19 protein-coding genes are annotated in these 20263 nt (G+C 74.0%); 11 read left to right on the forward strand and 8 right to left on the reverse strand.

The annotated features are described in order from the left end of the window. The first annotated feature begins 101 nt into the window (after positions 1–101). Positions 102–1079: a 2-hydroxyacid dehydrogenase gene (locus ACGFZP_RS35450; RefSeq protein ID WP_392940812.1), complete on the forward strand. Its 978-nt coding sequence runs from the start codon at positions 102–104 to the stop codon at positions 1077–1079. A 7-nt stretch (positions 1080–1086) separates the two neighbouring features. Here ACGFZP_RS35450 and ACGFZP_RS35455 read toward each other — a convergent pair whose 3' ends face one another. The 3 genes from ACGFZP_RS35455 to ACGFZP_RS35465 all read right to left on the reverse strand — a co-directional run bounded on the left by ACGFZP_RS35455 (position 1087) and on the right by ACGFZP_RS35465 (position 3821). Next, positions 1087–1953, reverse strand: coding sequence for an alpha/beta fold hydrolase (locus ACGFZP_RS35455; RefSeq protein ID WP_392940845.1), 867 nt, complete (start codon positions 1951–1953; stop codon positions 1087–1089). Positions 1954–1976: 23 nt separating this feature from the next. Then, the gene (locus tag ACGFZP_RS35460; RefSeq protein ID WP_392940814.1) at positions 1977–2876 is read right to left on the reverse strand and encodes a DUF4231 domain-containing protein; all 900 of its coding nucleotides are present in this window, start codon (positions 2874–2876) and stop codon (positions 1977–1979) included. 180 nt (positions 2877–3056) lie between these two features. Then, the gene (locus tag ACGFZP_RS35465; protein WP_392940816.1) at positions 3057–3821 is read right to left on the reverse strand and encodes an SIS domain-containing protein; all 765 of its coding nucleotides are present in this window, start codon (positions 3819–3821) and stop codon (positions 3057–3059) included. A 221-nt stretch (positions 3822–4042) separates the two neighbouring features. Here ACGFZP_RS35465 and ACGFZP_RS35470 point away from each other — a divergent pair, with 221 nt between their 5' ends. Then, entirely contained in the window at positions 4043–4735 is a 693-nt protein-coding gene (locus ACGFZP_RS35470; RefSeq protein ID WP_392940818.1) for a metal-dependent transcriptional regulator, read from the forward strand. 524 nt (positions 4736–5259) lie between these two features. Here the strand turns inward: ACGFZP_RS35470 and ACGFZP_RS35475 are convergent. Further along, a complete protein-coding gene (locus tag ACGFZP_RS35475) occupies positions 5260–5967 on the reverse strand; it encodes a bifunctional DNA primase/polymerase (protein WP_392940820.1) in 708 nt (235 codons plus the stop codon). A gap of 306 nt (positions 5968–6273) precedes the next feature. On the opposite strand from ACGFZP_RS35475, the gene ACGFZP_RS35480 reads away from it, so the two are divergent. Together ACGFZP_RS35480 and ACGFZP_RS35485 are read left to right on the forward strand one after the other, a co-directional pair. Beyond that, positions 6274–7650: a transcriptional regulator gene (locus tag ACGFZP_RS35480; RefSeq protein WP_387942166.1), complete on the forward strand. Its 1377-nt coding sequence runs from the start codon at positions 6274–6276 to the stop codon at positions 7648–7650. 174 nt (positions 7651–7824) lie between these two features. Beyond that, entirely contained in the window at positions 7825–8940 is a 1116-nt protein-coding gene (locus ACGFZP_RS35485) for a hypothetical protein (RefSeq protein ID WP_392940822.1), read from the forward strand. Between the two features lie 102 nt (positions 8941–9042). Here the strand turns inward: ACGFZP_RS35485 and ACGFZP_RS35490 are convergent, their stop codons facing one another. Beyond that, positions 9043–10341 carry an ABC transporter substrate-binding protein gene (locus ACGFZP_RS35490; RefSeq protein WP_392940824.1) on the reverse strand — a complete coding sequence of 433 codons (1299 nt, stop codon included), beginning with the start codon at positions 10339–10341 and terminating at the stop codon, positions 9043–9045. Positions 10342–10513: 172 nt separating this feature from the next. On the opposite strand from ACGFZP_RS35490, the gene ACGFZP_RS35495 reads away from it, so the two are divergent. Further along, entirely contained in the window at positions 10514–11029 is a 516-nt protein-coding gene (locus ACGFZP_RS35495) for a hypothetical protein (protein ID WP_392940826.1), read from the forward strand. 179 nt (positions 11030–11208) lie between these two features. Beyond that, positions 11209–12075 carry a formyltetrahydrofolate deformylase gene (gene purU / locus ACGFZP_RS35500; RefSeq protein ID WP_392940827.1) on the forward strand — a complete coding sequence of 289 codons (867 nt, stop codon included), beginning with the start codon at positions 11209–11211 and terminating at the stop codon, positions 12073–12075. A 51-nt stretch (positions 12076–12126) separates the two neighbouring features. Here purU and ACGFZP_RS35505 read toward each other — a convergent pair whose 3' ends face one another. Next, the gene (locus ACGFZP_RS35505) at positions 12127–13305 is read right to left on the reverse strand and encodes a zf-HC2 domain-containing protein (RefSeq protein ID WP_392940829.1); all 1179 of its coding nucleotides are present in this window, start codon (positions 13303–13305) and stop codon (positions 12127–12129) included. Further along, a complete protein-coding gene (locus ACGFZP_RS35510) occupies positions 13302–13886 on the reverse strand; it encodes a sigma-70 family RNA polymerase sigma factor (RefSeq protein WP_392940831.1) in 585 nt (194 codons plus the stop codon). The genes ACGFZP_RS35505 and ACGFZP_RS35510 overlap by 4 nt, the downstream gene beginning before the upstream one ends. 610 nt (positions 13887–14496) lie before the next feature. On the opposite strand from ACGFZP_RS35510, the gene ACGFZP_RS35515 reads away from it, so the two are divergent. Then, a complete protein-coding gene (locus ACGFZP_RS35515; protein ID WP_392940832.1) occupies positions 14497–15000 on the forward strand; it encodes an ATP-binding protein in 504 nt (167 codons plus the stop codon). 398 nt (positions 15001–15398) lie between these two features. On the opposite strand, the gene ACGFZP_RS35520 is transcribed toward ACGFZP_RS35515, so the two are convergent. Beyond that, entirely contained in the window at positions 15399–16370 is a 972-nt protein-coding gene (locus tag ACGFZP_RS35520) for a GlxA family transcriptional regulator (protein ID WP_392940834.1), read from the reverse strand. A gap of 183 nt (positions 16371–16553) precedes the next feature. Here ACGFZP_RS35520 and ACGFZP_RS35525 point away from each other — a divergent pair, with 183 nt between their 5' ends. From ACGFZP_RS35525 to ACGFZP_RS35540, 4 genes are all read left to right on the forward strand, one after another. After that, positions 16554–17876: an MFS transporter gene (locus ACGFZP_RS35525; RefSeq protein ID WP_392940847.1), complete on the forward strand. Its 1323-nt coding sequence runs from the start codon at positions 16554–16556 to the stop codon at positions 17874–17876. A gap of 22 nt (positions 17877–17898) precedes the next feature. Next, positions 17899–18426, forward strand: coding sequence for a GNAT family N-acetyltransferase (locus ACGFZP_RS35530; RefSeq protein ID WP_392940835.1), 528 nt, complete (start codon positions 17899–17901; stop codon positions 18424–18426). 132 nt (positions 18427–18558) lie between these two features. Continuing rightward, on the forward strand, positions 18559–18900 hold the full coding sequence (locus ACGFZP_RS35535) for a DUF4229 domain-containing protein (protein ID WP_392940836.1): 342 nt from the start codon (positions 18559–18561) through the stop codon (positions 18898–18900). Positions 18901–19055: 155 nt separating this feature from the next. After that, positions 19056–20126, forward strand: a complete 1071-nt coding sequence (locus tag ACGFZP_RS35540) for a LacI family DNA-binding transcriptional regulator (protein ID WP_392940837.1) — start codon at positions 19056–19058, stop codon at positions 20124–20126. The last annotated feature ends 137 nt before the right edge of the window (positions 20127–20263 follow it).

Consider the following 20263-nt stretch of genomic DNA (forward strand, 5'->3'; position numbering starts at 1 on the left):
AGGGCGAGCGGGGAGAGCGGGCCGAGCGGGGAGAGCGGGCCGAGCGTGGCCCGGACTCGGCCTGGGGGCCCGGGGCGTACGCCGCGTATGCTTCGGGCCCTATGAGCGAGCCCCTGCCTCCGGTCCTGGTCACCCGTCGCCTCGCGCCCGGGGTGGTCGAACGGCTCACCGCGCACCACGCGGCCACCCTGCACGACTCGGAGCTGCCGATGGCACGCGCCGAGCTGCTGGCGGCCGTCCGGGGCCGGTCGGCCGTCATCACCACCCTGGACGACGTGGTGGACGGCGGGTTCCTGGACGCGGCAGGTCCGGGCCTGCGGATCGTGGCCAACCACGCGGTCGGCCACCACAACGTGGACCTGGCGGCCTGTGCCGAGCGCGGCGTGCTGGTCAGCAACACCCCCGGCGTGCTCACCGCCTCCACCGCGGACATGGCCTGGGCGCTGCTGCTGGCCGCCACCCGCCGGCTCGGCGAGGGCGAGCGGTGGCTGCGGTCCGGCCGCCCGTGGGCCTGGGCGCCGACCTTCCTGCTCGGGATGGAGCTGTCCGGCACCCCGCTGGGCGTCCTCGGCATGGGCCGGATCGGGCAGGCCGTCGCCCGCCGGGCCCGGGCCTTCGACATGCCGGTCGCCTACCACAACCGCCGCGAGCTGCCGTCCGAGGAGGCCGAGGGCGCCCGCCTGCTGCCGCTGGACGACCTGCTCGCGCAGTCCCGGGTCCTGGTGGTCACCTGCCCGCTGAGCGCCGCCACCCGACACCTGCTGGACGCCGACCGGCTGGCCCTGCTGCCGGCCGGCGCGGTGGTGGTGAGCATGACCGCCGGGGTGGTGGACGAGGTGGCGCTGGCCGCCGCCCTGGAGTCGGAGGCGCTGTTCGCCGCCGCCGTCGACAACTTCGAGCGCGAGCCCGCCGTCCCCGCCGAGCTGCTCGCCCAGGAGCGGGCCGTGCTGGCCCCGCACCTGGGCAGCGCGACCGTCCGCACCCGCCAGGCGATGGGCGGCCTGGCCGTCGACAACGTCCTCGCGGTGCTGGCCGGCGGCGCCCCGGTGACACCGGTCGGCACCCCCGGGCCCGTCTGACCCGGCTTTACGGGTTGTCGGATCCGGCGGCCCAGCCGAGCGCCGCCGTCATCACCCGGAAGGCGCCGAAGTGCGCGGCGCCGGGCTCCAGGAAGAGGCTGGCGCCGGGGACGTGGTCGGCCAGCCAGCGGGAGTGCTCGACCGGGGAGAACTGGTCGTCCGCGCCGTGCCACAGCCAGGTCGGCACCGCGATGTCCTCGACCTTGAAGCCCCAGTCGGCGGTGAACGCCAGCACGTCGTCGATCCAGCCGTCCGCGCTGTGCCGGAACGCCTCGACGTAGTTGCTCTGCAGCATCCGCCGCAGCCCGGCATCGGCGACCACCTCCCGGTCGGTGGGGGGCAGTTCGGGGCGCAGGCCCTTGAGCAGGCTGACCGGGTCGTCCTTGATCTGCTGGGAGCGGAACTGCATCGCGTCGGCGATCCGGTCGTGGCCCCGCTCGGCCTCCCGGTAGGCCCGCACGTTGGACGGGGTCATCCCGGCGTACCAGTCCAGGCCGGCCGCCGCCCGGGGGGCCAGGCTGACCAGGACGGCCACCCGGGCGACCCGGTCGGGCAGCAGCGCGGCGCAGGCCAGTGCGTGCGGTCCGCCGCCGGAGCGGCCGAGGATCGCGAAGTCGGTGAGCCCGAGCTCGTCCGCGATGGTCCGCACGTCCGCCGCCGCCGCGCTCACCCGGCGGCCGGGCAGCCGGGTGGAGTCCCCGTAACCGGGCCGGTCGAAGGAGATCAGCCGGACGCCCAGGCGGTACAGCACGGTGGTGCGCGGGTGCGGGCCGACCCTGCTGCCGGGCGTCCCGTGCAGCAGGAACACCGGCCGCCCGCGCGGATCGCCCAGGATCTCGACCGCGAGCGCGCGGCCGTCCGCCGTCTTGATCATCCGTAACGCCACGCGCGGCCTCCTCAGTGCTCCCGGCCGCGGACCTCGCGGCGGGCCTGCCAGGTGGTGTGCTCGCGGGAGACCGCGTCCTCGGCGTCCCGCGCCAATCGGGCCCAGACCTCCTCCGCGTCGGCCGCCCGCACGTCCAGCCGGGTCAGCTGGGTCCGGATCAGCTCCAACTCGTCGGCGGCCAGGGAGTACGCGGCGGCCAGCGGGCGGTACTGGCGCAGCTGGGACCAGGCGGTGACCGAGGCGGCCACCGCCGAGACGGTGCCCAGCGCGTCGTAGCCGAACTCGCCCATCGCGCGCAGCACCGCCAGCACCAGGCCGAGCAGCGGCAGCACCACGCCCAGCACCCCGGTCCAGAAGCCGGCCCGCGCGCAGTACCGGGCCTTGGCCTGGTACCAGTCGTGCTGCACCTGGATCCGCTCCTGGAGGTACGCCTCGCGGCGGACCGCCAGCGGCTGGGCGCGCAGGCCGCGCATCGCCTCGGTGATCTCGGCACCGGCCGGGGAGCCGACCGCACGGCTGCCCTGGAAGGCCTGCAGCACCCGCCCGAGCTGGAAGCTGTACAGGCCCTCGGCGTCCGGCAGGCTGCGCGGCGGCGGCTGGTAGGCGTCGGCGCGGACGGCGAACTTCCAGGCCAGCGTCTTCACCGACTCGGCGGCCGCCCGGCCCTCGTACCAGAGGCCCTGCGGGTTCTGCCGGCTGACCACCACGGCCAGGGCGATCGCGCCCAGGTAGGCGACGGCGGCCAGCCAGGCCCAGGGGCCGCCGTCGGCGGAGCCCGCCGCGGCGGCGACCACCAGCAGCGCCAGCTCCCAGGCGGAGAGCAGGACGGCCCGGCGCTGGCCCTGCTGGGAGGCCGAGTCGGCGGCCCAGAACAGCTCGGGCAGCAGCTCCCGCTCGCGCACCCACCCCATCGGCCCCGCACCCGACGCCATCCTCGGCCCCCACCCGTCGCTCCGGTCGCACCGCTGTCCTGCCCCGGCCCGCCCGCCGGTACGCCCCCGGTCCGGCCGCAATGGCCGGGAAGGCCCGGAGGTTGTCCCATATCGCGGTACTCGCGCCGGTCGGCCGCGGGGCGCGCCCCGCCGCCGGTCTCAGTAGGTGTAGAAGATCCGGTCCGCGTTGTCGGCCATCTGCTTGGCGTTCCACTCGGTGCCGCCGGGCACGTTGCCCGAGCGGAAGAGCGGCGGGGTGGCGCCGGTGCCGGCCGCCGCCGCATCGGCCAGCCGGCCGACCGCCGAGGCGACCACGGCCTGCATCAGGGCGCTGGTGACGATGGTGGAGACCGGGCCGAAGGTGGTCTCGGCGGCCGGGTGGGTCAGTTCGCCGTCACCGACCGCGATCTTGTTGTCCAGCACCACGTCGCAGTGGTCCTTGAGGTAGCCGCCGGAGGGGTGCGCCGAGGCGACCTCGGCCGGGTACGCCAGCGACGTCACGCCGATCACCCTGAGGCCCCGCGAGCGGGCGTACTGGGCCAGCTCGACCGGCATCACCTGGCGGCCGGAGAGCGAGATGACGAAGAGGAGGTCCCCGCTGGTCGCCGGGGTGAGGTCCAGGGTGGTGGTGGCCAGGCCGGAGACCCGCTCCAGCGCGCTGGAGAGCGGCGCCGGCATCACCGTCACCCCGGCCATCCCGGGGACGTCCAGCAGGTTCATCGGGACGAGGCCGCCGGCCCGGTAGACCACGTCCTGGGCGGCCAGCGAGGAGTGGCCGGAGCCGAAGGTGAAGATTCGGCGCCCTTCGGAGACCGCCTCCGCGAGCAGCGCGGCGGCCGCCTCGATGTTCTCCGCCTCCTCCGCGCGGACCCGCTGGAGGTGGGCGATCGCGGTGTCGAAGTACCGGCCGACCAGGTCGCTCATCTGGTGCCTTCGCTCTCTGCCGGTGGGGGATCCGGCCGGGTGGGGCGGTCCGGGTGGTCCAGACCGCCAGTGGAGAAAGCTACGGCGAGCACCGTGGTGCCTCGGCGGCTCCGCTGTCAACAGGAACGAAAACCGGGCCCGGGGGCCCCGGCGCGGACTCGGTTGTCTGCGCAGTACGTCAGAATTGGCGGTGAGGACACCGAGGAACGGAGCCAGCGGCGATGTCTGGGCTGATCGACACCACTGAGATGTACCTTCGCACCATCCTGGAGCTGGAGGAGGAGGGCATCACCCCGATGCGCGCCCGGATCGCCGAGCGCCTGGAGCAGAGCGGTCCCACGGTCAGCCAGACGGTCGGCCGGATGGAGCGCGACGGGCTGCTCCAGGTCGCGGGCGACCGCCACCTGGAGCTGACCGAGGAGGGGCGCCGGCTCGCGGTGCGCGTGATGCGCAAGCACCGCATCGCCGAGTGCCTGCTGGTCGACGTGATCGGCCTGGAGTGGGAGCAGGTGCACGAGGAGGCCTGCCGCTGGGAGCACGTCATGAGCGAGACCGTGGAGCGCAAGGTCCTCGCGATGCTCGGCCACCCCACCCAGTCCCCGTACGGCAACCCGATCCCGGGCCTGGACGAGCTGGGCGACGCCAAGGCCGAGGGCGAGGGCTTCGACGCCGCGCTCATCTCGCTGGACTCGGTGCAGCCGGGTGCCGCGGGCGCCAGCGTGGTGGTCCGCCGGATCGGCGAGCCGATCCAGACCGACGGCGAGCTGATGCGCACGCTGCGCCGGGCCGGCATCCGGCCGGGCTCGACGGTCAAGGTCACCGCCGGGATCGGCGGGGTGCTGGTGGGCAGCGGCGACAACGCCGCGGAGCTGGGCAAGGAGATCGCCGCGCACGTGTTCGTGGCGCAGGTCTGACCCGTCGCGGCGCGACGCGTCGCAGGACGTGAGCAGGACGTGAGCAGGGCCCGGTACTCCCCAGTACCGGGCCCTGCTCGTCCTCCCCGTCCCTCCCGCCCCGCGGCACCGGCCACCCCGAACCCGGCCGGTACCGCGGACCGCCCCCGCGGTCCCCTCCTGTTCCCTCCCGTCCCCTCCGTTCCCCTCCGTTCCCCTCCTGCTCCCCTCCGTTCCCTCCCGACCGCCCCGCCCGGCTTCCCCGTCCGAGCGCCCCTTCCGGCGTCCCCTCACGGTGGAATTTCTCCCCTCGGCAGATCATGGCAATCCTTGAGCGTTGTCACTCGTACGAGGGGCTTTCGCCGTTGACCAGCGGGTACACCGAAGCCTTATCCGGACATACGTGTGACGGGCCCCGCCTCCGGTGGGAGGCAAGGCCCGTCAGTCGCGCGCGGGGTGTCGCGCGGTGCACGCCCTCACCCGATAGGCGTAGGGCGGCCGTCCACGGGACGGTGAATCACACCGTCGGCCCCGGACCGGACGGCTCAGTGGACCGCCGCCGGCTGGGCAGCCTGGGGGTGCGCCGAGGGGGCCTCGCGTCCGCACGCGTACGCCAGCGGGCTGATCAGCTCGGCCGCGTCCGGCAGCCAGCGGTTCAGCGCGGAGGGCGAGCGGGCCCACTGGGCGAAGCCGCACGGGCCGACCCGGGAGGGCGGGGCGACCGTCCAGTCGCCCTCGCCGCGGGCCACCAGGTCCAGCCGGCCCTGCGGCCAGCCGAGCTTGCGGAGCATCTCGGGGAGCTTGGCCGCCACCCCGGGGAGCACCAGGAAGTGCAGCCGCCGCCCGACCCGTCCGGGCGCAGCCGGGACGGCGACCACCGGGCCGAGCTGGAGCTCCATCCGCTCCATCCGGGCCAGGGCCAGGCAGCCGGCCACCTCCGGCACGTCCAGGACGTCGAAGGAGCGGCCGGTGGGCAGCAGGATGGACGCCGCGGGGCGCTCGGTCCACCACCGGCGCACCGCACCCGGGCCGGCGCTCGCCTTGCGGGCCCAGTCCGCGTCCAGCGGGTGGGCCCCGGGCAGTGGGCAGCGCAGGTCGCCGCACGAGCAGCGGGCCGCACCGTCGCCGTCGATCAGCCAGGCGCCCGGGGCGACCTCCCAGTGGCGGTTCTCGGCGTAGCTGACGGCTTCGATGAGCAGCGGGGGCAGTTCGGCATTGCCGCCCTGGTCGGGGGCTCCTGGGATGTCTTCCACGCGCTGCTCAACTACCGTGCGTGAGGCTGGTTACGGCCGCGCGGGAGCCGGTCTTCCGCGTGGCGCCAATGTCACCCGAACCGGTGAGGCAACCGAGTTGGGGTGGGCGGGGGCGGGCGCAGTGGGGGCGCACGGGAGCATTTCCCAGGGCGCGTGGGGGGTGGGGATCGTCACCGTGGGTATCCCGCTGGCGTTGCTGATCGCTAACCTGGTGTCAGATTCCTTGGACGGTCGGACAGTCGGCAACAGATCAGCAGAATCGTCGCCCGCCGGCCGGGACCGGAGGGTGTGGGGAGGCGAAGCCCAATGGCCGCGAGACCACTTGTCGCACGACAGCCCAACGAGCGCCTGCAGCAGTTGATCCAGGAGGCCAGCTGCTCGAACGCCGGTCTGGCACGGAGAGTCAATCTGTGCGGGGCCGAGCACGGCCTGGACCTGCGGTACGACAAGACGTCGGTGGCGCGCTGGCTCCGTGGCCAGCAACCGCGCGGCCAGGCGCCGGCGGTGATCGCCGAGGCGCTCGGCCGCAAGCTCGGCCGCGGTGTGTCGGTCGAGGAGATCGGCATGGCGGACGGCAAGAACCTCAGCTCCGGGATCGGGCTGCAGTTCGCGCCGACGCTGAACGCCGCGCTGGAGCAGGTCTGCGAGCTGTGGCGCAGCGACGTCGGCCGGCGGGACTTCCTGACCGGTGCCACGGTCGCCGCCTCCGCGCTGGTCGAGCCCAGCCGGGACTGGCTGATCACCCCGCCCGACCCGGTGGTGGCCCGGACCGGCGGCCCGCGGGTGGGCCCGACCGATGTCGCGGCGATCAAGGCGACCACCGCGATGCTGGTCGACCTGGACCACCGCTTCGGCAGCGGCCACGTCCGGCCGGTGGTCGTCCACTACCTCAACAGCGTGGTCTCCAGCCTGCTCGGCGGCGCCTACCGGGAGGAGACCGGTCGGCAACTCTTCGCGGCGGTCGCCCGGTTGACGGAGCTGGCCGGCTACATGGCGGTGGACACCGGCCAACCCGGCCTCGCCCAGCGCTACTACATCCAGGCGCTGCGGCTGGCCCAGGCGGCGGACGACCGGGGCTACGGCGGGTACGTGCTGGCCGCCTCGATGAGCCACCTGGCGGCGACCCTGGGCAACCCGCGGGAGATCGCCCAACTCGCCCGCGCCGCTCAGGAGGGCGCCCGCTCGGTGGCCACCCCGACGGCGATGGCGATGTTCTACGCGGCCGAGGCGCGCGGCCACGCCCTGCTGGGGGACGCCCGGTCCTGCGAGGCGGTGGCGGCCAAGGCCCTGGAGGCGATGGAGCGGCGCCGCCCGGAGGACGACCCGGACTGGATCGTCCACTTCGACGACGCCTACCTGGCCGACGAGCTGGCCCACTGCCACCGGGACTTGGAGCAGGCCGGTCCGGCCGAGCACTATGCCCGGCGGGCGCTGGACCTGCACCCGCCGACCAGGGTCCGGCGCCGCGCGGTGGACCTCGTACTGCTGGCGACGGCCCAGCTCCAGCAGCGGGACCTGGAACGCGCCTGTGAGACGGGCGCGCAGGCGGTGCGGCTGCTGAGCGGGCTGCGCTCCAACCGGGGCGTGGAGTACCTCGACGAGTTCCGCCGCCGGCTGGAGCCGTTCCGGGAGCAGCGGGTGGTCCGCGAGTTCCAGGCCAGGGCGGAGGCGGAGGCCGCCTGATCAGCGCCCGGGCGCGGTACGTGCGGGGCCGGTGAGGGATGTCCCGCCCACGTGGTCACCCGGTTCGGTGAACCGGTAGCGTGGGCGCGACGTCCAAGGAACTGTGATGCTCCCAAGAACCGACGAGATGTGGTCCGCCGTCAGCGCGCGGTCGTGCACAGGTGAGGAAACGCGTTGAGCCAGCGCCGCTCGTACCCCAACTCGGGTGACTTCAACCTGGACGATCTGTTTCGCCCGGAGCCCGGCCAGCAGCCCCAGCCGCCCCAGGGGCAGCCGGTGCAGCCGGGCCCGCACGGGCAGCAGCTGCCGCCCGGTGCGCCGACGGGCCAGCCGGAGTACCTGGGAGAGGGGATCCCGGCCCAGGGCGGCCCCTACGGCGGGCAGCCGGCGGCCGACCCGGCCCCGGCGACCCAGTACCTCCCGCCGTACCCCGGCGGCGCCCCGCAGCAGGGCTACCAGGATCAGAGCCACGCCTACCCGACGCAGGCGATGCCGCAGCAGGCCGCCCCGTCGCCCGGGTACCCGCCGCAGCCGCAGCAGCAGGCGTACCCGGCCTACCAGCCGCCCGCCCAGGAGTACCCGCAGGCCCAGGAGTACCCGCCGGCGGGGGAGTACCCGGGTACGCAGGCCCCCACCCGCCAGGGCGGCGGGCGCTCGTCCGGAAAGCTGGTCATCGGCGGTGTGGTGGCCGGCTGTGTGGCGGCGGGCATCCTGGTCGCCGTCCTGATGAGCGGCGACGACGAGGAGCCGGGCAACGGCAAGCAGGCCGCCCCCGTGGCCACCGGCGCCACCACCGGTGCCGCGCCCACCGCGAGCGGTTCGGTGGCCTCCGCCGTCAGCCCGGAGGCCAAGGCCCAGGCGCAGGCGCTCTCCGACCTGCTCGGCACCGCCAACGACAGCCGCCAGGCGGTGATCGGCGCGGTGGGGTCGGTGCAGAAGTGCGACAAGCTGCCCGAGTCCCAGCAGGCGCTGACCGAGGCGGCGGGCAAGCGCCGGGACCTCCAGGCGAAGCTCGCCAAGCTCAAGGCGGACCAGTTGCCGAGCGGCCAGCAGCTGGTGGACCAGCTCAACCAGGCCTGGCAGGCCTCGGCGACGGCCGACGACGAGTACGCGGCCTGGGCCGGGGACTCGCAGGCCGGCTGCGACCCCAAGAAGCTGGACAACCAGCACTACAAGAACGCCGTCCAGGCCAGTGGCACCGCCACCACCGCCAAGAAGCAGGCGGCCGGTCTCTGGAACGCCGTGGCCGGCCAGACCGGCCTGCCGACCAGGACCGACGGCGACCTCTGAGCCCTGGGGCACCCGGGCCGGGGCCCCGCAGACGCCGAGGGCCGGACCAGGGTGGTCCGGCCCCGCGTCGTTCGGTGCCGCTCGGTGCCCTTTCGGCGTAGGTCAGGCCGGTGGCTTGCTCCCGGTGAGCACCCAGCGGACGTCCACGAAGCCGGGTTGCTGCAGGGTCATCCGACCGCCCTTGACCACCTGGTAGGTGACCCAGGTGTTCACCAGCCGGGGCGACTCGGTGCTGGCCAGCATGTTGGTGGTGCCCCAGCTGAGCGGCGGGGTGATCCCGACGTCCATCTGGTCCCCGCTGTCCAGCAGCGCGGTCAGCGACTTGGCGCCGAGCGTCCGCCCGGCCGCCGCCAGCCGCTCGGCGGCCTGCCGGAACACCTCGTACGCGACCCAGGTGGTCTGCACCCCGGGGTCGGCCACGTCGATCGCGACGCCCGCGCTGTCCGTGCGGGCCACCGAGCGCAGCGCGTCCCAGATCTTCGCCGACTCCGGCGGGTACCAGCTGGTCACGTACGCACCGGCCAGCGGGCCGCTGTCGCCGCCGGTGGAGTCGACCACCGACTGCTGGACGCTGCCGATCACCGAGGCGATCCGGGTGTTCTTCGGGCTCAGCCGGCGGTAGGAGTCCAGCAGGCTGCCGGTCGGCTCGGCGCCGAGCGCGCTGGTGAGGCAGTTCGCCGGTTCGTCCTTGCCGATCGCCTTGCGGGCGACCGCCGAGTAGTCGGTGGACTGCTCCGGCGCCTTGACGTCCAGCAGCTTGATCCCGGCGGGCTTGAGCGCGTTGGCCAGGTAGCCGAGCAGGTTGTCGCCGGCCGGGGTGTCCGGGCGGACCAGCGAGACCGTCCGGCAGCCGGCGTCGACCAGCTGTCGGCCGCTGCCGCCGATCAGGGCCGGCATGCCGCCGTCGACCGGGTACGACAGCGGGCTGCTGAACTCCGGGGTGGAGAGCCCGTAGCCGCCGATCAGCGGGATGCCGGCCCGCTCCAGGATGGGCATGAAGTTGTCGCCGAACTGGCTGTAGGAGCCGATCACGGCGGTCGCCTTGGCGTCCACGGCCTGCTGGGCACAGGCCGTCGCCCCGCCGGGGGTGTTGTGCTCGTTGCAGGTCAGGACCCGCAGTCGGCGGCCGTTCAGGCCGCCCTTGGCGTTGATGTCCCGGCCGATCGCCTCGGCCAGCGCGGTCATCCCGGGCCGGTCGGCGGTGCCGGTCCCGGCCGGGGCCCAGGTCATCACGGTGAGTTCGCCACTGCCGGTGGAGGCGTCGGCCGGTCCGCCGCACGCGGAGGCCGTGAAGAGGGTTGGGAGCAGGGCCACCGCGGTGGCCGCTGCGGCGATCGGGCGCCGGCGGCGCCGATCCGCTATCGGGTGCTGATCCTGGGACGAGCCCCTTCGGCTGGTCATCGGTCTTCCCTCCCGGGCGCCTATGCGCGCACTGGAACCAGCCAAGCCCGCATGCCACAAGGAGAGAGGGACGAAAACCAAACGAACGGCCAACGCCGGGCGAACTCCGGGTGGGGACGCGTGTAGATCGGGAGTAGAACGCTAACGGTCGGGGAACGTACGATCTTTCTCCATGTCCGCCAGCACAGATTCTTCGTATCGGTCTGCCCGAAACCCTTCTCGTCCGGGGCACCGCTCCAGCACGATGGGCGGCATGCCGCTCAACGACCTGCCCTGGTGGCGCTGGCGAGCCCGACTGCGCTCGGCGCTGCACATGCTGTCCGACCCCGGATTCCAGCAGGACACCTGGTTGTCCGGCCGGGAGGGCTTCGGCGATGTGACCGACGCCGTCTACCGGCTGGTCGAGGACACCTGGCTGGACCGCTGGTCGGCCGAGAAGTACGTGGGGACGATCTTCCGCGACTCGGCCGAGGCCGCCGTGGTGGACGTCGCGGTGCTCCGGGTGCTCCGGATCCTGCACCAGGTCGGCGCGGACGCCCCGGCCTCCGAGTACCTCGGCCACCACGGCTGGCCGGAGGCCGTCCGGGCCGCCCGCGAGGCGCACCTGAAACTGGCGCTCAACGACGGCGACGATCCGGACGCGCCGCCGCGTTCGCTGGAGGTCCTGCGGATCCTCACCCAGGTCTGAGCCCGGCCGGAGCCCCGTCTGGGCCCGGCCTGACTCCGGGCCGACTCCGGGCTGAACCCGGTCCGAGCCCGGTCCGAGCAGTGCGTCCCGCAGTGCGGGCACCCCGGACGCCCGCTGTCCGGGATGTGACACGCTGGACCACCCATACCGGCACGATCTCAGGACGGGACAACCCCACCGTGGAACAGCAGACGGCCAGCGCCCAGTACGTCCTCACGCTGTCCTGCCCCGACAAGCAGGGCATCGTCCACGCGGTCTCCAGTTACCTCTTCATGACCGGGTGCAACATCATCGACAGCCAGCAGTTCGGTGACGGGGACAGCGGGCTGTTCTTCATGCGGGTGCACTTCTCCGCCGCCGAGCCGGTCACCGTGGACAAGCTGCGGGCCAGCTTCGCCGCGATCGGTGCCTCGTTCGGGATGGACTGGCAGATCCACCCGTCCGAGGAGAAGATGCGGATCGTCCTGATGGTCAGCAGGTTCGGGCACTGCCTGAACGACCTGCTGTTCCGCACCCGGATCGGTGCGCTGCCGGTGGAGATCGCCGCGGTGGTCTCCAACCACACGGACTTCCAGGAGCTGACCGAGGGCTACGGGATCCCGTTCCACCACATCCCGGTCACCCGGGCCAACAAGGCCGACGCCGAGCAGCAGCTGCTGGACCTGGTGGCCAAGGAGGACGTCGACCTGGTGGTGCTGGCCCGCTACATGCAGGTGCTGTCGGACGACCTGTGCACCGCGCTGTCCGGCAAGGTGATCAACATCCACCACTCCTTCCTGCCGAGCTTCAAGGGCGCCAAGCCGTACCACCAGGCGCACGCCCGCGGTGTGAAGGTGATCGGCGCCACCGCGCACTACGTCACCGCCGACCTGGACGAGGGCCCGATCATCGAGCAGGAGGTGGCCCGGGTGACGCACGACATCACCCCGGACCAGCTGGTCGCGCTCGGCCGGGACGTCGAGTGCCAGGCGCTGGCGCGCGCGGTGAAGTGGCACAGCGAGCACCGGGTGCTGCTGAACGGCACCCGGACCGTCGTCTTCGCCTGACCGACCGGGCACACGGCCGTCGCGCCCCGGGGCCGGTCCGGCAGACAGGCCCTAGGGGCGCGACAGCAGCGGTGTCGCGCGCAGCACCTCGCGGATCGCGGCCCGGTCGCCGTGCTCGCCGACGGGTACCCGGTCCGGGTCGCGGTGGGCGGCGGCCAGTTGGCAGAACTCCAGCCCGTCCAGCACCATCGAGGCCACCGGCTCCCCGCCGGGCGGGCCGCTCTCCGGGCCGTCCAGGGGTATCAGCCACTCGCCGGACGCCGGACCGTCGATCACCAGGCGCAGCCGCCGACCCTGCCGGGCGCCGCTCCGGGGCTCCGGGGACGAGCCGGCGGGCGCGGTCGCGCGCAGCCCGGCCAGGGCCAGCGGCAGCATCCGCACCGCCAGGTCGACCATCTGCCGCAGGTGCTGCGGCGCCGGCGGGTCGTACGGGTAGGCGACCGCGCGGGCCACGTCCTCTCCGTGGACGTAGCACTCGAAGGCCCGGTCGACGAAGGCGTCGCGCAGTGGGACGGTGGCGAAGCCGAAGTCGACGGGCGTGTTGCCCTGCGGTGCCAGTGCGGCGCTGCGGACCAGCTCGTGGGTCAGCCGGCGCCACCGGGCCCGCACCGACTGCGGCGGTCGGCCGGACTGTTCGGCGATCATCCGGGCGGTGCGCTCGGTGATGCCGGCCCACGGGCCGCCCTGCGGCGGGACCCGGGGTGCGGACGGGGCGGGTTCGCCGTCCTGCGGCGGGACCCGTCGGGTGGCGGCCGGTACGGGCGGGCCGCCGGGGACGGGGTCGGGCAGACCGAGCGCGCGGGCCAGATAGCCGTCCACGGCGGTGAGATGGCAGAGCACCTCGGCCGGGCGCAGCCGGTCGGTGCCGCCGTGCCAGGGGAGTTCGGCCACCTCCTGCCACTCCTCCGGGCCGAGGTCGCGCAGCAGCGAGTCCAGCTTGGCGGTCTCGGCGGTGTAGGGCGATCCCCAGCCGGGGACGGGCAGTTCGGCCGGGCGGCGGGTCAGGCACCAGTCGATCACCTGCTGGCGCAGCGCGCCCGGCTGGTCGAGCGGCTCGTCCACGGAGAGCCAGCCGGCCGCGTCCCGCAGCCGGGCGGCCTCCGAGGCGCAGGAGGGGCAGGCCGACAGGTGCCGTTCCAACTCGGCGGCCTCGCGGTGCGGGCAGGCACCCAGGGCCCAGGCGCCGAGCAGTGAGCGCAGGGCCTCGTGCTGCTCCTCGGTGATCGTCACGTGCCCCCGTCCTCGCTCCCGCCCGGTTGCCCGGTCTGCCGCTGGCGGGCGCGCTCCTCGGCGAGTTCGGTGGCCAGCAGCTCCAGACCCAGCCGCATCCGCTGCTTGGCGGTCTGCTCGCTGATGCCGAGCCGGCGGGCCGCCTCCTGGTAGGTGCGTCCGTCGTAGTACGTCACGGCGATCGTCTCACGCAGGGTCTGCGGCAGGGAGTCGACCACGTACTGGACCCGGGCGGCGGTGGCGACGGCCCGGATCTCCTCCTCGACCGGGCCCTCGGCGCCGGGTTGTTGGGCGCGCCGCACCCGCAGCCGGTCCACCGCGCGGCGGTGGGTCAGGGCGCCGAGCCAGGAGCGCAGCGAGCCCTGGGCGGGGTCGAAGGACTCGGGGTGCTCCCAGACATGGGCGAATATCTCGCGGGTGAGCTGGGCGGCGGCGGCCTGGTCGGCCAGTATCCGCCCGGCCAGACCGTGCACCATCGGGGCGAGTTGGTCGTACAGTTCGCCGAGCGCCGTCTCCTCGCCCCGGGCGAGGCGCCGTTGCAGCTGCTCGTCCCAGCGCGGGGCGCTGCCGGGGGTGGCCATCGTCAACCACCCTTCTGACGTGGGCTCGCTGGCTTACCCAACGGTATCTTGCGGCCTTCGGGGGACGGGCGGATTCCGCGCAGAATGGAACGCGCAGTTTCGGATCGTCACATCGTGGGATCTGCCGCCGATGGGATGTGCCGCCGATGGGATCTGCCGTCCATGGGATCTGTCGTCCATGGGGTGTGCCGTCCATGGGATCTGCCGCCGAAGCCGCTGTTCGAAGGCCGTTGGACATATGTCGCACGGGTGGTTCGCGAGTGGCGGGCGCGGTGTCGGGGGTGTCCGGCGGTAGGTTCGCCACTGCGTGTCCGGCAGGTCGGGCCCGGCCGGACGATCGCCGGTACGAGGCTCGGATGAGTGAACGGGACAGTATGCACTGCCCTGTCCCCCGATCGCTGGAATATGCCCGAAGCGCTTGCTGCGGTCCGTCCGCCGAATCATCCTGAGGCGTATTCGTGTCGCAGCCAGTGCGCGACGGACGAGATGACGCGGGCGAGGTGTGCGGTGGCCCGGTCTTCGGTGAGCGCCAGGGCGTCTCCAGGGCCCCGGCAGGACGATCCGGCCCGATCGAGACGATGGCCGAACTGCGAGTGCGGGTGGTGGAGCGGTGCAGGTTCTTCAAGTACAGCTGGCGGTGCAGGCGGACCCCGCCGAGGTCGGCCGGGCTCGTAGCTGGGTGCGCTCACGGCTGCTGAACCACGGGGTCGACCCGGACGCGCCGCTCGCCGAGACGGTGGTGCTGGTGGTCTCCGAACTGGTCACCAACGCCGTGGTGCACACCGGGTGTCCGGCGGTGCTGCGGCTCTGCCTCCCGGTGGACGAGGCGGGGTGCGGGGCGGCGGGCCGGGGCGAGGGCGTGCGCGAGGCGGCGACGGTCGGCCCGCTGCGGGTCGAGGTCGCCGATGCCAGTCAGGCGGCGCCGGCCCCGCGGCACGCTGGCCCGGACGAGGACGCCACCAACGGGCGCGGCCTGGAGCTGGTCGAGCTGCTCTGCGACCGCTGGGGCTGGTATCCGGACGGTTCGGGCAAGCGGGTCTGGTGCGAGATCGGCGCGGGAGCCACGGTGGTGGACCCGCTGACCGCGGTGGACTGGGCCGCGCTGGCGCAGTGAGGTCCGGACGATCAACGGGCCGAAACCTGACGCAACCATTCCGAATTTCGGACAACCCATTGACGTGACGTATCCGACTGATCACTCTTGGGAGCAGCTCTCCGTTGCGAGGGGACGCCGAGGGAACACCCGAACGCCGCTGCGGTGCTGCTGTCCAGGGGGATCATGTCAGCAGGGGGGCCGTGGTCTGCCGGTCGTGCGCTGGCTCCTTGGCGAGTGCGGAGGGCGGCGACGCGGGTTCAGGGCCCGTGCGTCGAGGTTGGATGGCGGCCTGCCGTGCCGTGCTCGGGGTGCGTGCGGCCTGCCGCCATCCAATCCGTTCGCCGGGGGAGGCGGTTTCCGGCCACCTGTTGAAGAGCTGCCCTTCGGCGCCGCCGTCCTGTCGGCCCGACCGCTCGTCACCCCGGCTGCTCCACCGCCCGGAAGGTCCGCCGGTAGACGCTCGGTGCCACGTCCAGCCGTTCGCGCAGCTGCAGCCGCAGTGAGGCGGCCGTCCCGAACCCGGACTCCCGCGCGACCTGGTCGATCGTCATGTCGGTGCGCTCCAGCAGCTGCCGGGCCCGTTCGGTGCGCTGCACCGTGAGCCACTGGCCCGGGCTGGCGCCCGTCTCCTCCCGGAACCGCCGGGTGAAGGTCCGCACGCTCATGCCCGCCCGGGCGGCGAGTTGGCGCAGCGAGATCGGCTGGTCCAGGTGCTCCACCGCCCAGGCGCGGACGGTGGCGGTGCCGGAGCCGGCCTCGGGGGACGGGCTGGGGAGCTCCACGTACTGCTTCTGGCCGCCCTCGCGCCACGGTGGCACCAGGCAGGTGCGGGCCACCGCGTTGGCGACCGCGCTGCCGTGGTCGCGGCGCACCACGTGCAGGCAGAGGTCGACCCCGGCCGCCACCCCGCCCGAGGTGAGCACGTCGCCGTCGTCCGTGAACAGCACGTCCGGGTCCAGCCGGACCTTCGGGAACAGCGCGGCGAAGCTGTCGGTGTAGCGCCAGTGGGTGGTGGCCGGGCGGCCGTCCAGCAGGCCGGCAGCGGCCAGCACGAAGGAGCCGGTGCAGATCGACAGCAGCCGGGTGCCGGGCCGGATCCGGGCCAGCGCGGCGGCCACGGCGGGGTCGAGCAGGCCGGCCTTCGGCCCCGGGGTCCTGGCGGCCGGGACCACCACGGTGTCGGCCCGCTCCAGGAGTTCGGGCCCGTGGTCGACGGCGATCCGGAAGTCGGTGCTGGTCGCGACCGGCTGGGCGTCCACGGTGCAGGTGGCCACCTGGTAGAGCGGGACGTCGGCGGGGTCCTTGGCCGACTCGAAGATCCTTGAGGGGATGCCCAGTTCGAAGGCGATCACCCCGTCGAGCGCCAGTACCGCGACCTTGTGCGCCACCGCGCACCCCTCTCCTGCGTCCGGTTCGTCGCCCCAGCGTACGCGGGGCGGTGGCCCGATCCTTGTGGAACCTGGCAGTCAGGCCACTCGTCGCTGTTCGAGCCGACCGGGAGACTCGGCCGGGTGAACGAACGGACCACCCCCACATCCGCCGCCGGTAGCCCCACTCCTGCCGCCGCCGGTATCCCTGCCTCCTCCGCCGCCGGTACCCCCGCCCGCGCCGATGCGCCCACCCCGGGAGGGCCCCGCGCCGCCCGGCCGCACTACGCCTGGGTGGTCGCCGCCGTCGCCCTGGTCGTCCTGCTGGGCTCGGCCGGGTTCCGCTCGGCGCCCAGCCTGATGATGGACGCGCTGCACAACGAGTTCGGCTGGTCGATGGGGACGATCTCCAGCGCCACCTCGGTCAACCTCACCCTCTACGGCCTCACCGCCCCCTTCGCCGCCGCCCTGATGGACCGCTTCGGGGTCCGGCTGGTGGTGGTCTGCGCCCTGCTGACCATCTCGGTCGGCTCCGGCCTCACCATGCTGATGCGCGAGCCCTGGCAACTGGTGCTCTGCTGGGGCGTGCTGGTCGGCCTGGGCAGCGGCTCGATGGCCGGCGCCTTCGCCACCACCATCACCGGCCGCTGGTTCCAGGCCCGCCAGGGCCTGGTCACCGGTGTGCTCACGGCCGCCGGGGCGGCCGGCAACCTGGTCTTCCTGCCGCTCGGCGCCTGGCTGGTGGACCAGCACGGCTGGCGCTCGGCGGTGGTCGTGGTCTCGCTGGCGGCCAGCGCGGTGGCCGTCCCCGTCCTGCTGCTGATGCGCGAGCGGCCCGCCGACCTCGGCCTGCTCCCGTACGGTGCGACCGAGGCCCCGCCCGCCCCGAAGGCGGACGGCCGGGCGCTGGCCCGCTCGCTGCGGGTGCTCCGGGAGGCCTCCCGCCGCCGGGCGTTCTGGCTGCTCGCCGGCTCCTTCGCGATCTGCGGCGCGACCACCGCCGGGCTGGTCGGCACCCACTTCATCCCCGCCGCGCACGACCACGGCATGCCCGTCACCACGGCGGCGAGCCTGCTGGCCCTGGTCGGCGTCTTCGACGTGGTCGGGACGATAGCCAGCGGCTGGTTCACCGACCGCTTCGACTCCCGGTGGCTGCTGGTCGTCTACTACGCGCTGCGCGGACTCTCGCTGCTCCTGCTGCCGCGGCTGTTCGAGGGCTCGCTGGAGCCGCCGATCCTGGCCTTCGTGATCTTCTACGGCCTGGACTGGGTGGCCACCGTGCCGCCGACGGTCGCGCTCTGCCGCCGCCACTTCGGCGAGGACGCGCCGATCGTCTTCGGCTGGGTGCTGGCCTGCCACCAGATCGGCGCCGCCGTGGTGGCCGGCCTGGCGGGCCTGGCCCGCGACGCGCTCGGCACCTACGACCTCGCCTGGTACGCGGCCGGCGGACTCTGCGCGGTCGCCGTGCTGCTCTGCCTGGCGCTGCGCGGGGGCCGAACGGACCGTCCCGTTCCGGTCCTGTCGTAAGGGGCCAGTAGGCTCGGGGATCATGACACTGGTCTTCACCCTCGACCCCAAGCCGGACCCCGACCTGCGCACCGAGATCGTGCGGCTCTGGACGGACGTCACCAACGCGGGCGGTGCCGTCGGCTTCGTCGCGCCGGTGACGCAGGACGCGGTCTGGGACACGGCCGACGAGCAGTTCGCCGGCCTCGGGCCGGACGGGCCGGACCGGCTGCTGATCGCCCGCGAGGAGGACGGCGGCAGGCTCGTCGGCTTGCTGTTCTTCGAGTCCATGCGGTTCGGCCTGATGGAGCACTGGCGGATGCTCAAGCGGGTCATGGTCCACCCCGACTTCCAGGGCCGCGGCTACGGCGCCGACCTGATGGCCGAGGCCGAGCGGGCCGCCCGGGCCTGGGGCCTCGCCGGCCTGCGGCTGACCGCGCGCGGCGGCCTCGGACTGGAGGCCTTCTACGGCCGCTGCGGTTACGCCGAGGTCGGCCGGGTGCCCGGGGCGATCCGGGTCGCCCCCGGGGACGACCGCGACGACATCACCATGTGGCTCGACCTGCGCTGAGGCGCTCCGGTCCGGGCCCGTGCGGGCGGGCGGACCAGGCGCGGGGATCGGGAGACCCGTTCCCCGCGCCGCCCGTTGGGCATGCTTCACTGGGAGACCGGCCCAGCCCCGCGCAGAGAAGGACGTGTCCCCGTGAGCAGCCCTGTGAGCAACAAGTCGCACGCCACGCTCCGCTACACCTCCATGCGCGTCAGCATCTTCCTCGGCTGCCTGCTGGTCGCCCTGCTGCTCGGGCACTTCGGGGTCATCCCCGTCAGGGGCCAGGCCGGCGTGATCTTCCTCTTCCTGCTGGCCGCGGTGATCTCGGCGCCGCTGAGCTACGTCCTGCTGAGCAGGCAGCGCGACGACATGTCGGCCCAGATCTCCGGCAAGGTCACCGGCCTCCGCAACCGGACGGCCGAGCGGATCGCCGCCCAGAACGCGGAGGAGGACGCCGCCGACGACGCCGCCCGCGCGGCGGCCCTGCCGAACTGACCACCGTGTCCGACGCCCCCGACCCGGGACCGCCGCACGGGACTCCGGCCGGTCCGACCTCCGGCGCTGAGAGCTCTCGTGAGGTGCCTGGTGCTGACGGCCCTCATGGCGTTCACGGCGCTGACGGCGTTCACGAGGCGGAGGGCTCCGGCGTCGTGAGCGGCACCTGGCCGGCCGCCGTGCGCAAGCCCACAGGGCGGGACGTGGCACGGCTCGCGGGGGTCTCGCAGGCCACCGTCTCCCTGGTGTTCTCCGGCGCCGAGGCCGGCCGCCGGGTCTCCGACGCCACCCGGGAGCGGGTCCGGGAGGCCGCCCGCAGCCTCGGCTACCGCCCGCAGGCGGCGGGGCGGCAGCTGCGGCTGGGCCGCAGCGGCATGATCCTGCTGGCGGTGCCCAACATCCTCGGCCCCTTCTTCGGCCGGGTGCTGGAGGGCGTCCACGAGGAGGCCGGCCGACACGGGCTGGCCGTCGTGGTCAGCTCCGGCTGGGGCAGTGCCACCCTCGCCGACGCCGCCACCACCAGCCGCTTCGACGGCCTGCTGATCTGCTCCCCGGACGACAGCCAGCTCGGCGAACTCCCCGCCGACACCCCCGTCGTCTTCCTGGACGCCGACCCCGGCACCGACCTGGCCCGCCCCACGGTCGAGCTGGACGTGGCCGGCGGGATGCGCGCCGCCGTCGAGCACCTGGCCGGGCTCGGCCACCGCCGGGTCGGGCGGCTGCGCTCCACCCACTCCGCGTACACCTTCCGGATCCGCCAGGCCGCGTTCGAGCAGGCCGCCGAGGCACTCGGCCTGGACGTGGTCGAGCTGGGCGTCAGCCTCAACGAGGGTCAGCCCGCCGCCCGCAGCGCCGCCCGCCGACTGCTGGAACGCCCCGACCACCCGCGCGCGGTGATCTGCGACGACGACGTGGTCGCCTCCGGCGTCTACCAGGCGGCCGCCGAGCTCGGGCTGCGGGTGCCGGTCGACCTCTCGGTGGTCGGCATCGACAACATCCCGGTGGCCGGGCTGCTCGCCCCGCCGCTGACCACCGTCGACCTGCCCGGGGAGGAGCTGGGCCGGGCCGGGGTCGCGGCGCTGGCCGGACTGCTGCGCGGTGCGCCGGTCGCTCCGGTGCCGCCGCTGGCCACCTCGCTGGTCCTGCGGTCCTCGACCGCCCCGGCTCCCGCCGCTTCGGGCGCTTCCGGCGCTTCCGACGCTTCCGGCAGGGGCCGCTCGGCTTAGGGCGTTTCTTTCCGATCATCGGATCGTTGGTCTGGTCGTGCCGTTGACTGACGCGCAGTGGGCGCGGATAGAGCCGTTGTTGCCGGACCGGACGCCGAAGCGAGGCGGGCGGTGGCGCGATCACCGGCAGGTGATCG

This window comes from Kitasatospora sp. NPDC048239 (assembly GCF_043202015.1).
GTDB lineage: Bacteria > Actinomycetota > Actinomycetes > Streptomycetales > Streptomycetaceae > Kitasatospora.